Genomic DNA, 13,229 nt, shown 5'->3' with positions numbered 1-13,229 from the left:
AGCGGTGTCCCCTTACGCGGGCACGCTCGCCATGCCCGGGGCCAGGAACTTCTTGCCCCGCACCCGCTCGGAGACGCCCGCGCGGTCCAGGTACGGCGTGATGCCGCCCAGGTGGAAGGGCCAGCCGGCGCCGGTGATCAGGCACAGGTCGATGTCCTGCGCCTCGGCGACCACGCCCTCGTCCAGCATCAGACCGATCTCCTGCGCCACCGCGTCCAGGACGCGGTCGCGGACCTGCTCCTCCGTCAGCACCGAGTCGCCCTGCTCGAGGAGCGCGGCGACCTCGGGGTCCAGCTCCGGCTTGGCTGGATTCTCGGCGGGGTAGACGTAGAAGCCGCGCTTGCCGGCCTCGACGACGGCCTTGAGGTTGGGGGAGACCGTGAAGCGGTCGGGGAAGGCGCGGTTGAGCGTCTCGGAGACGTGCAGACCGATCGCCGGGCCGACCAGCTCCAGCAGCACCAGCGGCGACATCGGCAGACCGAGCGGCTCGATGGCCTGCTCCGCGGTCTCGACCGGGGTGCCCTCGTCGATGACGTTCTGGATCTCGCCCATGAAGCGGGTCAGGATGCGGTTGACGACGAACGCCGGGGCGTCCTTCACCAGTACCACGGTCTTCTTCAGCTTCTTGGCGACACCGAACGCCGTGGCCAGCGAGGCGTCGTCGGTCTTCTCGCCGCGCACGATCTCCAGCAGCGGCAGGATCGCGACCGGGTTGAAGAAGTGGAAGCCGACGACCCGCTCGGGGTGCTTCAGCTTCGACGCCATCTCGGTGACCGACAGCGAGGAGGTGTTGGTGGCGAGGATCGCGTGCGCCGGGGCGACGGCTTCCACCTCCGCGAACACCTGCTGCTTGACGCCGATCTCCTCGAAGACGGCCTCGATGATGAAGTCGGCGTCACAGAAGCCCTCGGCCTTGTCGAGGACACCGGAGACCAGGGCCTTGAGGCGGTTGGCCTTGTCCTGGTTGATCCGGCCCTTGCCGAGCAGCTTGTCGATCTCGGCGTGGACGTAGCCCACACCCTTGTCGACGCGCTCCTGGTCGATGTCGGTCAGTACGACCGGCACCTCCAGGCGGCGCAGGAAGAGCAGGGCGAGCTGCGAGGCCATCAGACCGGCACCGACGACGCCGACCTTGCTGACCGGACGCGCCAGGTTCTTGTCCGGCGCACCGGCGGGCCGCTTGGCACGCTTCTGCACCAGGTTGAACGAGTAGATGCCGGCGCGGAGTTCGCCACCCATGATCAGGTCGGCGAGCGCCTGGTCCTCGGCGTCGAAACCGGCCTGCAGATCACCGCTCTTGGCGGCGGCGATGATGTCCAGCGCACGGTAGGCGGCCGGGGCGGCGCCGTGCACCTTGCCGTCGGCGATGAACCGGCCCTTGGCGACGGCCTGGTCCCAGGCCTCGCCGCGGTCGACCTCGGCGCGCTCGACGGCCACCTCGCCCTTGAGGACGTTCGCGGTCCAGATCAGCGACTGCTCCAGGAAGTCCGCGCCCTCGAAGAGCGCGTCCGCGATCCCGAGCTCGAAGACCTGCTTGCCCTTGAGCTGCTTGTTCTGGTTGAGCGAGTTCTCGATGATGACCGAGACGGCCTTGTCCGCGCCGATGAGGTTCGGCAGCAGTGCACAGCCGCCCCAGCCCGGGACGAGACCGAGGAAGACCTCGGGCAGCGAGAAGGCCGGCAGGGCCTTGGAGACGGTGCGGTAGGTGCAGTGCAGACCGACCTCGACGCCACCGCCCATCGCGGCACCGTTGTAGTACGCGAAGGTCGGCACGGCGAGCTGCGCGAGCCGCTTGAAGACCTCGTGGCCGCCCTTGCCGATGGCCAGCGCGTCCTCGTGGTTCTTCAGCAGCTCGACGCCCTTGAGGTCGGCGCCGACGGCGAAGATGAACGGCTTGCCGGTGATGCCGACGCCGACGATGCCGCCGTCCGCGGCCTCCTTCTCGACCTGGTCGATCGCGGCGTTGAGGTTCGCCAGCGAGCCGGGGCCGAAGGTGGTCGGCTTGGTGTGGTCGAAGCCGTTGTCCAGCGTGATCAGCGCGAACTTGCCCGCGCCGTACGGCAGATCGAGGTGGCGGACGTGCGCCGACGTGACGACCTCGTCGGGGAACAGCTCGGCCGCGCCCTTCAGCAGTTCGGTGGTGGTGCTCACTTGCTGCCTCCGTCGAAGTTCGGGTTCTCCCAGATGACCGTCGCGCCCATGCCGAAGCCGACGCACATGGTGGTCAGGCCGTAGCGAACCTGCGGCTGCTCCTCGAACTGCCGGGCCAGCTGGGTCATCAGCCGGACGCCGGAGGAGGCCAGCGGGTGACCGAAGGCGATGGCGCCGCCGTACTGGTTGACGCGCGCGTCGTCGTCGGCGATGCCGTAGTGGTCGAGGAAGGCGAGCACCTGCACGGCGAACGCCTCGTTGACCTCGAACAGGCCGATGTCCTCGATGCCCAGGCCCGCCTTGGCGAGCGCCTTCTCGGTGGCCGGGATCGGACCGTAGCCCATGACCTCGGGCTCCACGCCCGCGAAGGCGAAGGAGACCAGGCGCATCCTGACCGGGAGGTCGTGCTCCCGGGCGAAGTCCTCGGAGGTGAGGATCGAAGCGGTGGCGCCGTCGTTGAGACCCGCGGCGTTACCGGCCGTGACCCGGCCGTGCGTACGGAACGGCGTCTTCAGGCCGGCGAGGTTCTCCAGGGTCGTCCCCGGGCGCATCGGCTCGTCGGCGGTCACCAGGCCCCAGCCGGTCTCGCCGAGCTCTGCGTTGGTGTTGCGCACCGAGATCGGCACCAGGTCCTGCTGGATCTTGCCGTTCGCGTACGCCTTGGCCGCCTTCTCCTGCGAGCGCACGGCGTACTCGTCGGCGCGCTGCTTGGTGATGTGCGGGTAGCGGTCGTGCAGGTTCTCCGCGGTCATGCCCATGAACAGGGCGGACTCGTCGACGAGCTTCTCGCTCACGAACCGCGGGTTCGGGTCGACGGCCTCGCCCATGGGGTGGCGGCCCATGTGCTCGACACCGCCGGCGATGACGGCGTCGTACGCACCGAAGGCGATGGAGCCGGCGGTGGCGGTGACGGCGGTCAGCGCGCCGGCGCACATGCGGTCGATGGAGTAACCGGGCACGGACTGCGGCAGTCCGGCGAGGATGCCGGCCGTCCGGCCGAGGGTCAGACCCTGGTCACCGATCTGGGTGGTGGCGGCGATGGCGACCTCGTCGATCTTCGCGGGGTCCAGGGCCGGGTTGCGGCGCAGCAGCTCCCGGATGGCCTTCACGACGAGATCGTCGGCGCGGGTCTCGTGGTAGATGCCCTTCGGGCCCGCCTTGCCGAACGGGGTGCGGACGCCGTCGACGAAGACGACGTCCCTAGCGGTACGAGGCACGTTGGCTCTCCTCCAGGTGCGGGATGGCACTGCTGCGGGGCGCCCCGGGGGGACGCTTCACACCCGACATGCTACTTACGGGTAACCAAGCTGCACACCCCCACTGCCCGGAGCGGTGAAGGTCACACCGGTCAGCTGCGCCGGTTACCGGGCGCCCGCCCGGCGACCGGCGGTCACTGCTGATCGAAAAAGGCCGGATGCCGCCGGGTCTTGGCGCAATTCATCTCATTGCACACTTAAAGTGCCGATATGGATACGAACAGGAGTGGTGTCGTGGTCCGGCGCTGGCGCCCTGTGGGGCCCCGTGCAACCGGGCTGGTCTGCGCCGTCGCCGTCGCCGCCGCGGGTGTGCTGCTGTCGGGCTGCGGGAACAGCGACACGGCCGGCGCCCGGAAGAACAGCGCGGTTCCCCCGCGGGCGGTGCCCGCCTCCGCCCCCGCCTCCCCGAGCAGCTCGCTCAGCGCCGACCAGGCCCGGCGCAAGGCCCTGGTCCCCAAGGCCAAGGTGGGCTACGAGCAGGCACTGAAGGCGGCGGTGGCAGCCGTCCCCGCCTCGGAGGCGCTCGCCGCACAGCTCAAGGGTTCACCCGCCGCCCCCTACTGGAGCACTGCGGTCGCGACGGCCGACGGGGCGGTGAACGACGTCCGCGTCGACGCCGTCTCCGGAAAGGCGGGCCCGCCGCGCACCGAGTCGGCCGACGCCGGCGACAAACAGCAGCTGGCCGCCCGGCTGGCCAAGGCCAAGGTCACGGCCCAGCAGGCCGCACAGACGGCCACCGCCAAGACGAAGGGCACCGTCACCACCATCGGACTCGGCAACGCCGACAACGGCAGCGACGCGGTGGTCTGGACCGTGGGCGTCGTGACCAGCGACGACTGGAACCAGACGATGTACGAGATCGACGCCACCAACGGCAAGGTGCTGTGGATGCACGTCAGCCAGGGCTAGGGCGGACAGGCCGACCGCCCCGGCCGCCCCCGCCGCCCGGGAGGCGGCGGGCCGCTCCCGCACCGTCCTCGTGCCGCGTCGTGGCGGCGGGAAGCCAACCCCGCTGACGCGGCGGTCGGTTGGCGTGCCACGAGTGCGCGGAGGGGGTGACGGCGGACGGCCGGGCGTACGGAATCCGGGCCGCCGCGGGCGTCAGTCGGTGTCCGTCAGCAGTGCCTCGGTGAGGATCGGCGCGACCTGCTCGATCTGCCAGGGACGGGCGCCGTGGCCCGCCAGCACCTCGGCGACCGACTCCTGGGCCGGCTCGGCCGGCGGCTCCCAGCACAGCCGGCGCACGGTGTCCGGGGTGATCAGATTCTCCTGCGGGAGGTTCAGGCTCTCGGCGAGCGAGGTGACCGCCGTACGGGCAGCCGACAGCCGGGCCGCGGCGACCGGGTCCTTGTCGGCCCAGGCGCGGGGCGGCGGCGGGCCGTTGAGCGGCTGGCCGGGCTGCGGCAGCTCGCTCTCGGCCAGCGCACGGGCGCGGTCGACGGCGGCCTGCCACTGCTCCAGCTGCCGCCGGCCCATGCGGTGGCCGAAGCCGGGCAGTGCGGCCAGCGCATGGCTGTTCGGCGGCAGATTCAGCGCCGCCTCCACGATCGCGGCGTCCCCGAGCACCTTGCCGGGTGAGACATCGCGTCGCTGGGCGACCTGGTCACGGGCCGTCCACAGCTCCCGTACGACCGCCATCTGGCGGCGCCGGCGGACCTTGTGCATGCCGGAGGTACGGCGCCAGGGGTCCTTGCGGGGCGGCGGCGGGGGAGCGGCGGCGATCGCGGCGAACTCCTGCCGGGCCCACTCCAGCTTCCCCTGCCGTGCCAGCTCCTCCTCCAGCGCGTCGCGCAGGTCCACCAGCAGCTCGACATCGAGCGCGGCGTAGCGCAGCCAGGGCTCGGGCAGCGGACGGGTGGACCAGTCGACGGCGGAGTGGCCCTTCTCCAGGGCGAAGCCGAGGACGTTCTCGACCATGGCGCCCAGGCCGACCCGGGCGAAGCCGGCCAGCCGTCCGGCCAGCTCGGTGTCGAACAGCCGGGTGGGGACCATCCCTATGTCACGCAGACAGGGCAGGTCCTGGGTGGCGGCGTGCAGTACCCACTCGGCGTCGCCGATCGCCTCCCCCAGTGCCGACAGGTCGGGGCAGCCGACCGGGTCGATCAGTACGCTGCCGGCGCCCTCGCGGCGCAGCTGTACGAGGTAGGCGCGCTGGCCGTAGCGGTAGCCGGAGGCCCGCTCGGCGTCGACGGCCACCGGGCCCGTACCGGCCGCGAAGGCGGCCACGACCTCGGCGAGCGCCTCGTCCGTGGCGGTCACCGGGGGGATGCCCTCACGGGGCTCCAGGAGAGGGACCGGCGCCGGTCGGGAATCCGGAGGCGAGTCTCCGGTTGCTCGCAGTGTCGTGTCTGCTGCGGTCTTTTGGGCGTCGGTCACCAGTCAAGGGTATCTGTGTATGCACGTCGCCCGTCGAGGGAACGTTCCCTCGACGGGCGAGCCGGTCGGATGAAGGGTCAGTGAATGATGCCGGTGCGCAGGGCGACCGCCACCATTCCGGCCCGGTCACCGGTGCCGAGCTTGCGCGCGATACGGGCCAGATGGCTCTTCACGGTCAGCGCCGACAGTCCCATCGAGACACCGATGGCCTTGTTGGACTGGCCCTCCGCCACCAGCCGCAACACCTCGACCTCACGGCCCGACAGTTCGCGGTAGCCGCCGGGGTGGCCGGGGGCACCCGGAGGGCGGCGCTGCATACGGGCCGCGTTGGCGCCGATGGGTGAGGTGCCGGGACGGCCGGGAAGGCCCAGGTTGGTGCGGGTGCCGGTGACGACATAGCCCTTGACGCCGCCGGCCAGGGCGTTGCGTACGGCGCCGATGTCGTCGGCCGCGGACAGCGCGAGGCCGTTGGGCCAGCCCGCCGCCCGGGTCTCGGACAGCAGCGTGAGGCCGGAGCCGTCGGGAAGGTGGACGTCGGCAACGCAGATGTCGCGCGGGTTGCCGACGCGGGGACGGGCCTCCGCGATGGACGACGCCTCGATCACGTCACGCACTCCGAGGGCCCACAGGTGGCGGGTCACGGTGGAGCGGACGCGAGGGTCGGCCACGACGACCATGGCCGTCGGCTTGTTCGGGCGGTAGGCGACCAGGCTCGAAGGTTGCTCGAGGAGAACAGACACCGGGCCTCCTGGGGGGAGTGGCGGGGACGGAAGCCGGCTGGGGGGAGCCGGAATGATCCGTGTTTGAAGGGTCACTGACCTCTTCGGCAGCAAACCGGCGGGACTTTAGACTTTGATCACGATTTAGTTAGGGGCAATTCGGGCAAATCGGATGCGTGATCGATCAGAGGTGAGCATCCAGTGCGCACGAAGATGATCAGAGCCGTTCGCGATACCGCACGGAACTCCTGCGGGAGGCGGCGTCCCGGTGATCACGGCCCCGGCCGGGCGCAAACGATCACCGGGACCGGCTGTGCACAAACGTGATCACCGCGGCCCGGCCGTATGGAAAAGTGCAGCTCAGCGGGGCTGTGCGCCGCGGCGTTGCGGCAGCGGGACGATCCCGCCGCGCGGCGTCATGTCGAGCGTGGCCGGCGGCAGGCCCGCCACCTGGCACAGCAGGTCGCACCACCCCGACAGATGCACCGCCAGGTCCGGCACCCCGCCGGGCCCTTCGGCAGGTGTCCATGACGCCCGGATCTCGATCTGGGTCGCGGGCTCGCGCGCCGCGAGCCCGCCGAAGTAGTACGAGCCGGCTCGGGTCACCGTCCCGCTCGGTGCGCCGTAGCGCACCCCGCGCGCGTCCAGCGCACCCGTGAGCCAGGACCAGGACACCTCCGGCAGCAGCGGATCGCTGCCCATCTCCGGCTCCAGCTCAGCCCGCGCCAGTGTCACCACCCGGAAGGTGCCCTGCCAGGTGTCGTCCCCGGCCGGGTTGTACAGCACCACCAGCCGGCCGTCCGCCAGATCCTTGTCCTCGCCGTCCGGACCCGATCCGTGCTCGACGACCGCCGCTTCCAGCGCATACGCATACGGGGCGAGCCGTTTCGGTGCGGGGGTCGGGTCGATCTCGATCTCCGGCCGCAGTCGTGCCGCGCGGAGCGCCTCGACCGCCTGACGGAAGGGGATCGGGGCCTCGTCCGCGCTGTCCGCGAGGTGTTCGTGAGCCGCAGCCATGCCCGGAAGATTAGGCGGAACCGGGCCCGCATACGGGGAGGACACCCGGTGCGCGCGTCGCCCATTCGGAGGCGCCCCCGGGCGCATGCGGAGATATCGGCCACCTGGCCAATTCGGTGGGGGGTACGGCGTGCGAAGATTTGGGGCGTGAGCGCCAACGATTGCCCCACGGGCCAGCAGCAGACCGGTACACACGACTCGGCTTTCCTCAAGGCGTGCCGGCGTGAGCCGGTGCCGCACACGCCGGTGTGGTTCATGCGCCAGGCCGGGCGCTCACTGCCGGAGTACCGCAAGGTCCGCGAGGGCATCGCGATGCTCGACTCCTGCACGCGGCCCGATCTGGTCACCGAGATCACGCTGCAGCCGGTGCGCCGCCACAACGTCGACGCCGCCATCTACTTCAGCGACATCGTCGTGCCCCTCAAGGCCATCGGCATCGACCTCGACATCAAGCCCGGCGTCGGCCCGGTCGTCGAGAACCCGATCCGCACCCGCGCCGACCTGGCGCAGCTGCGCGCCCTGGAGCCCGGCGACGTCGCATACGTCACCGAGGCCATCGGCATGCTCGTCCGCGAGCTGGGCGGCACGCCGCTGATCGGCTTCGCCGGCGCGCCCTTCACGCTCGCCAGCTACCTCGTCGAGGGCGGCCCGTCCCGTAACCACGAGCGCACCAAGGCCCTCATGTACGGCGACCCGCAGCTGTGGGCCGACCTGCTGGACCGCCTCGCCGACATCACCGCCGCCTTCCTCGAGGTCCAGATCGACGCCGGGGCGAGTGCCGTCCAGCTCTTCGACTCCTGGGTCGGCGCGCTCTCGCCGGCCGACTACATCCGCTCGGTGATGCCCGCCTCCGCCAAGGTCTTCCAGGCCGTCGAGGGCCGTGGCGTCCCGCGGATCCATTTCGGCGTCGGCACCGGCGAACTCCTCGGTCTGCTGGGTGAGGCGGGCGCGGATGTCGTCGGCGTCGACTGGCGGGTCCCGCTGGACGAGGCGGCCCGCCGCGTCGGTGCGGGCAAGGCGCTCCAGGGCAATATCGACCCGGCCGTGCTCTTCGCGCCCCGCGAGGCCGTCGAGACCAAGGCCCGTGAGGTCCTCGACGCGGCCGCCGGACTGGAAGGCCACATCTTCAACCTCGGCCACGGCGTACTGCCCTCGACCGACCCGGACGCGCTGACCCGCCTCGTCGACTACGTCCACACACAGACGGCGCGCTGAGCGGAGCCGGAGGCCGGCGACCGGACCCGGGCCTGCGGGCCCGCGCGGGGTGTCAGGCCCCGGCGCCCCGCACGGCACCGGCGGCCTTGCGGGCCGCTACCAGCACGGGGTCCCAGACGGGGGAGAACGGCGGGGCGTAGCCGAGGTCCAGGGCGGTCATCTGCTCCACCGTCATCCCGGCCGTCAGCGCGACCGCCGCGATGTCCACCCGCTTGCCGGCCCCCTCCCGGCCGACGATCTGCACGCCCAGCAGCCGGCCCGTACGGCGCTCGGCGAGCATCTTGACGCGCATCGGGCGGGCACCGGGGTAGTAGCCGGCGCGGTTGGTGGCCTCGACGGTCACGGTGACGAAGCGCAGACCGGCGGCGAGCGCCTGGCGTTCCAGCAGCCCCGTGCGGGCGATCTCCAGATCACAGACCTTGCTGACGGCCGTGCCGACGACCCCGGGGAAGGTCGCATATCCGCCGCCCACATTGGCGCCGATGACCTGTCCGTGCTTGTTGGCGTGCGTGCCCAGCGCGATATGGCGCAGCTGCCCGGAGACCAGGTCCAGCACCTCGACGCAGTCGCCGCCCGCCCAGATGTGGTCATGGCCGCGGACCCGCATCGCGAGGTCGGTGAGCAGCCCGCCGGACTCGCCCAGCGGCAGCCCGGCCGCGGCGGCGAGCGTGGTCTCGGGGCGTACGCCCAGGCCCAGTACGACCACATCCGCCGGGTACTCGGCGTCCTCGGTGGTGACCGCGCGGGCCCGCCCCTCCGCGTCGGTCAGCACACCGGTGACGGTCGCCGCGCGCACCGTCTCGATGCCCAGCGCACACATCGCCTCATGGACCAGCGCACCCATGTCCGGGTCGAGGGTGGACATCGGCTGTGCGCTCTGCTCCAGAACGGTGACCTCGTAGCCGCGGTGGATCAGCGCCTCGGCCATCTCCACGCCGATGTAGCCGGCGCCCACGACGACCGCCCGCCGGCCCGGCGAGGCGGCAAGGGTGTCCAGCAGGGCCTGGCCGTCGTCGAGGGTCTGCACGCCGTGCACACCGGGCGCCTCGATGCCCGGCAGGCGGGGGCGGCGCGGGCGGGCGCCGGTCGCCAGCACCAGCTTGTCGAAGCCGGTCCATGACTCCCGGCCGCCGTTGTCCAGGTCCCGGGTACGCACCCGGCCGCGGTCCAGGTCGAGTTCGGTGACCTCGCAGCGCATCCGCAGATTGATGTCCCGGGCGCGGTGCTCCTGTGCCGTCCGGGCGATCAGGGCATCCGGGCCGTCGACCTCGCCGCCCACCCAGTACGGAATGCCGCAGGCGGAGTACGAGGTGAAATGGCTGCGCTCGAACGCGGTGATCGCCAGCTCGTCGGGCTTCCTCAGCCGGCGTGCCTGCGATGCGGCGGCCATCCCCGCCGCATCGCCCCCGACGATCACCAGCTGCTCCGTCGCCATCCCGTGTGCCCTTCGTCGTGTGGGTGCTCCGTCGTGTGGGTGCTCCGCCGTGCCACTTCCGTACGGGGCTGCCCGCACGGGTCTGCCCGCTCGGGCCGGCTACGTCACGGGCCCGCCGGTGTGCCGGTGGCCGGCCAGGGGCAGGCCCCGTGCGTGCGCCGGCCGGGCCCGCGCCGCGGGGCCCGCGCCGCCGGGCCTCAGCGCTCCAGGACCAGCGCGAGGCCCTGTCCCACGCCGATGCACAACGCGGCGAGCCCGGTACCCGAGCCCAGGGCGGCGAGCTGGTGGGCCACGGCCCCCGCGAGACGGGCACCGGAGGCGCCCAGCGGGTGGCCGATGGCGATGGCGCCGCCGCGCGGATTCACCACCGCCGGGTCCAGCTCCTGCCACTGGCCGATGCAGCCCAACGCCTGGGCCGCGAATGCCTCGTTGAGCTCGAACGTCGCCACCTCGCCGAAGCCGCGCCCGGACCGCTCCAGGGCGCGGCGGACGGCCTCCACCGGCCCCAGGCCGAACAGCTGCGGCTCGATGCCGGTCACCGCGCTCGCACGGATACGGGCCAGCGGTTCGCGCCCCGTGGCCCGCAGCCCCTCCTCGTCGACCAGCAGCAGCGCGGCCGCGCCGTCGTTGAGGGGCGAGGAGTTCCCGGCGGTGACCGTGCCTCCGGCCGTACGGAACACCGGCTTCAGCTTGGACAGCGACTCCAGGGAGGACGCCTCCCGGATCGTCTCGTCCCGCAGCAGTTCCACGTCCGGCAGCGGCACGACCTCCGCGTCGTAGGCGCCCTCCTGCCAGGCGCGCACCGCCTTTTGATGGCTGGCCAGCGCGAAGACGTCCTGCTGCTCGCGGGTGATGCCGTGCCGGTCGGCGATCAGCTCGGCGCCCTCTCCCAGCGCCACCGTCCACTCCGGGGCCATCCGCGGATTGACCATCCGCCAGCCCAGCGTCGAGGAGAACATCTCCTGATGGCCTGCGGGGAAGGCGCGTTCGGGCTTGCGCAGTACATAGGGCGCCCGGCTCATCGACTCCACACCGCCCGCCACCGCGATATGCACATCGCCGTGCGCAACGGCGCGGGCCGCCTGGATCACCGCCTCCAGACCGGACCCGCACAGCCGGTTCACGGTCACGCCGGGGACAGTCACCGGCAGCCCGGCCAGCAGTACCGCCATCCGCGCCACGTTGCGGTTGTCCTCGCCCGCGCCGTTCGCATCGCCGAACACGACGTCGTCGATCCGCGCCGGATCGAGGTCCGGTGTGCGGTCCACCAGGGCCTTGACCACATGGGCGGCGAGGTCGTCCGGCCGGACCCCGGCCAGCGCGCCGCCGTACTTGCCGACGGGGGTCCGTACGGCGTCGACGATGTACACATCCCGTACGCGTGGGTCGGTCATCAGGCCCTGTCCTCGCTGTCCCGGTTCGACGGTCGGCGGGCGGTACGAAGATCGCCACCCGCCGACCATGAGTCTTTGCCCGCCGCTGCCCGCTGTCAACGGGGCTCCCGGCCACCGTGCCCGGCGGTCCGGACGCCGGCGCGGGGCATGATCCGGTCCCGGTCGCGTCGGCGTGCTCTGAGAGAGTGGGGGCATGAGCGCAGCGCACACCCGTACGGGCCACGGGCCCGGCAGCACCGGTCATGTGGTCGTCATCGGCGGCGGCATCTCCGGGCTGGCGGCGGCACACCGGCTGCTCGAAGGCGGCGCCCGGGTGACCGTCCTGGAGGCGACGGACCGGCTGGGCGGCAAGCTGTACGCGGGTGAGATCGCGGGCGTACCCGTCGATCTGGGCGCCGAATCGATGCTCGCCAGACGGCCGGAGGCGGTGGATCTCGCGCGCGCCGTCGGGATCGGCGACCGGCTGCAGCCGCCCACCACGGCAACGGCGTCCCTGTGGACGCGCGGCGCGCTGCGTCCGATGCCCAAGGGCCATGTCATGGGTGTCCCCGGGGACCTCGGTCCGCTCGCCGCCTCCGGTGTGCTCTCCGCCGAAGGGCTCGCCCGTATCGACGAGGATGCCCGGCTGCCGCGCACCGAGGTCGGCGAGGACGTCGCCGTCGGCGCCTATGTCGCCCGGCGTCTGGGCCGCGAGGTCGTCGACCGGCTCGTGGAGCCCCTCCTCGGCGGGGTGTACGCGGGCGATGCCTACCAGATCTCGATGCGCGCCGCCGTTCCCCCGCTGTTCGAGGCCGCGCGCACGAACCGTTCGCTGCTCGACGGCGTACGGGGCCTCCAGGCGCGGTCCGCCGAGGCCGTCCACCGGACCGGGGCCGCCGCGTCCGGCCCCGTCTTCACGGGCATCGAGGGCGGCATCGGGACGCTGCCGGGCGCGGTGGCCGCTGCCGTACGGGCCAAGGGCGGTGAGATCCGTACGGGCACACAGGTCACCGGCGTGCGGCGGTCCTTTGACGGCTGGCTCATCGACCTCGACGGTGCCCCGCTCGCCGCCGACGCCGTCGTCCTCGCCGCCCCCGCGCCCGCCGCCGCCCGCCTCCTCGCCCCCGTCTGCCGGCCCGCCGCGGCCGAGCTGAACCGCGTCGAGTACGCCTCCATGGCGCTGGTGACCATGGCCTTTTGCCGCGCCGACGTCGAGGATCGGCTCACCGGCAGCGGCTTCCTCGTACCGCCCGTGGACGGCCGCAAGATCAAGGCGTCCACCTTCTCCGGCAACAAGTGGGGCTGGCTCGGCGGCTTCGACCCCGACCTCTTCGTGCTGCGTACCTCCCTCGGCCGCCACGGCGACGAGGAGGACCTGGCGCGCGAGGACTCCGAACTGGTCGGCTTCTCGCGGACGGACCTGCGCGAGGCGGTCGGGCTGACCGCCGCCCCGGTCGCGTCCCGGGTCACCCGCTGGGACGGCGGGCTGCCCCAGTACCCGGTCGGCCACCTGGAGCGGGTGGCCCGCATCCAGGACGCCGTGGCGCAGCTGCCGGGCCTGAGGGTGTGCGGCGCGCTCTATGCGGGCGTCGGCATCCCCGCCTGTATCGCCTCGGCCCGTACGGCCGCCGACGACATCCTCGGCACCCTGCGCCCGGACTCCGTCCCCGCCGAGTGAGAATGGACG

10 protein-coding genes are annotated in these 13,229 nt (G+C 72.2%); 3 read left to right on the top strand and 7 right to left on the bottom strand.

The window, feature by feature from the left end; genetic code table 11:
- Positions 1-12: 12 nt before the first annotated feature.
- Both ACWGJY_RS11745 and ACWGJY_RS11740 read right to left on the bottom strand, forming a co-directional pair.
- Positions 13-2,151, bottom strand: coding sequence for a 3-hydroxyacyl-CoA dehydrogenase NAD-binding domain-containing protein (locus ACWGJY_RS11745; protein WP_453260610.1), 2,139 nt, complete (start codon positions 2,149-2,151; stop codon positions 13-15).
- Entirely contained in the window at positions 2,148-3,368 is a 1,221-nt protein-coding gene (locus ACWGJY_RS11740) for a thiolase family protein (protein ID WP_453260609.1), read from the bottom strand. Before ACWGJY_RS11740 ends, ACWGJY_RS11745 begins: the two co-directional genes overlap by 4 nt.
- 249 nt (positions 3,369-3,617) lie before the next feature.
- Here ACWGJY_RS11740 and ACWGJY_RS11735 point away from each other — a divergent pair, with 249 nt between their 5' ends.
- Positions 3,618-4,316 (top strand): PepSY domain-containing protein, encoded by a 699-nt coding sequence (locus tag ACWGJY_RS11735; protein ID WP_453260608.1) that lies wholly within the window; start codon positions 3,618-3,620, stop codon positions 4,314-4,316.
- A 192-nt stretch (positions 4,317-4,508) separates the two neighbouring features.
- Here ACWGJY_RS11735 and ACWGJY_RS11730 read toward each other — a convergent pair whose 3' ends face one another.
- The 3 genes from ACWGJY_RS11730 to ACWGJY_RS11720 form a co-directional block, all read right to left on the bottom strand.
- A complete protein-coding gene (locus tag ACWGJY_RS11730; RefSeq protein ID WP_453260607.1) occupies positions 4,509-5,783 on the bottom strand; it encodes a ribonuclease D in 1,275 nt (424 codons plus the stop codon).
- Positions 5,784-5,860: 77 nt separating this feature from the next.
- On the bottom strand, positions 5,861-6,523 hold the full coding sequence (locus ACWGJY_RS11725; protein WP_018536954.1) for a response regulator transcription factor: 663 nt from the start codon (positions 6,521-6,523) through the stop codon (positions 5,861-5,863).
- A gap of 339 nt (positions 6,524-6,862) precedes the next feature.
- Complete coding sequence (locus ACWGJY_RS11720; protein ID WP_453260606.1) at positions 6,863-7,519, bottom strand: DUF3000 domain-containing protein; 657 nt, start codon at positions 7,517-7,519, stop codon at positions 6,863-6,865.
- 147 nt (positions 7,520-7,666) lie between these two features.
- On the opposite strand from ACWGJY_RS11720, the gene hemE reads away from it, so the two are divergent.
- Complete coding sequence (hemE, locus tag ACWGJY_RS11715) at positions 7,667-8,734, top strand: uroporphyrinogen decarboxylase (protein ID WP_453260605.1); 1,068 nt, start codon at positions 7,667-7,669, stop codon at positions 8,732-8,734.
- A 52-nt stretch (positions 8,735-8,786) separates the two neighbouring features.
- Here hemE and ACWGJY_RS11710 read toward each other — a convergent pair whose 3' ends face one another.
- Positions 8,787-10,169 carry an FAD-dependent oxidoreductase gene (locus ACWGJY_RS11710; protein ID WP_453260604.1) on the bottom strand — a complete coding sequence of 461 codons (1,383 nt, stop codon included), beginning with the start codon at positions 10,167-10,169 and terminating at the stop codon, positions 8,787-8,789.
- 197 nt (positions 10,170-10,366) lie between these two features.
- Positions 10,367-11,563, bottom strand: coding sequence for a thiolase family protein (locus ACWGJY_RS11705; protein WP_453260603.1), 1,197 nt, complete (start codon positions 11,561-11,563; stop codon positions 10,367-10,369).
- Positions 11,564-11,756: 193 nt separating this feature from the next.
- On the opposite strand from ACWGJY_RS11705, the gene hemG reads away from it, so the two are divergent.
- On the top strand, positions 11,757-13,220 hold the full coding sequence (gene hemG / locus ACWGJY_RS11700; protein WP_453260602.1) for a protoporphyrinogen oxidase: 1,464 nt from the start codon (positions 11,757-11,759) through the stop codon (positions 13,218-13,220).
- Positions 13,221-13,229 lie beyond the last annotated feature (9 nt).

This window comes from Streptomyces sp. NPDC054765, assembly GCF_053612065.1.
Note: the sequence above shows the minus strand (reverse complement) of the source record. Positions and strands in the feature narration are given on the sequence as shown.

Coding starts and splice junctions, on each gene's coding strand:
- ACWGJY_RS11735 (WP_453260608.1), top strand. CDS start 3,618: ATGGATACGAACAGGAGTGGTGTCGTGGTCCGGCGCTGGCGCCCTGTG.
- ACWGJY_RS11720 (WP_453260606.1), bottom strand. CDS start 7,519: ATGGCTGCGGCTCACGAACACCTCGCGGACAGCGCGGACGAGGCCCCG.
- ACWGJY_RS11710 (WP_453260604.1), bottom strand. CDS start 10,169: ATGGCGACGGAGCAGCTGGTGATCGTCGGGGGCGATGCGGCGGGGATG.
- ACWGJY_RS11705 (WP_453260603.1), bottom strand. CDS start 11,563: ATGACCGACCCACGCGTACGGGATGTGTACATCGTCGACGCCGTACGG.
- hemG (WP_453260602.1), top strand. CDS start 11,757: ATGAGCGCAGCGCACACCCGTACGGGCCACGGGCCCGGCAGCACCGGT.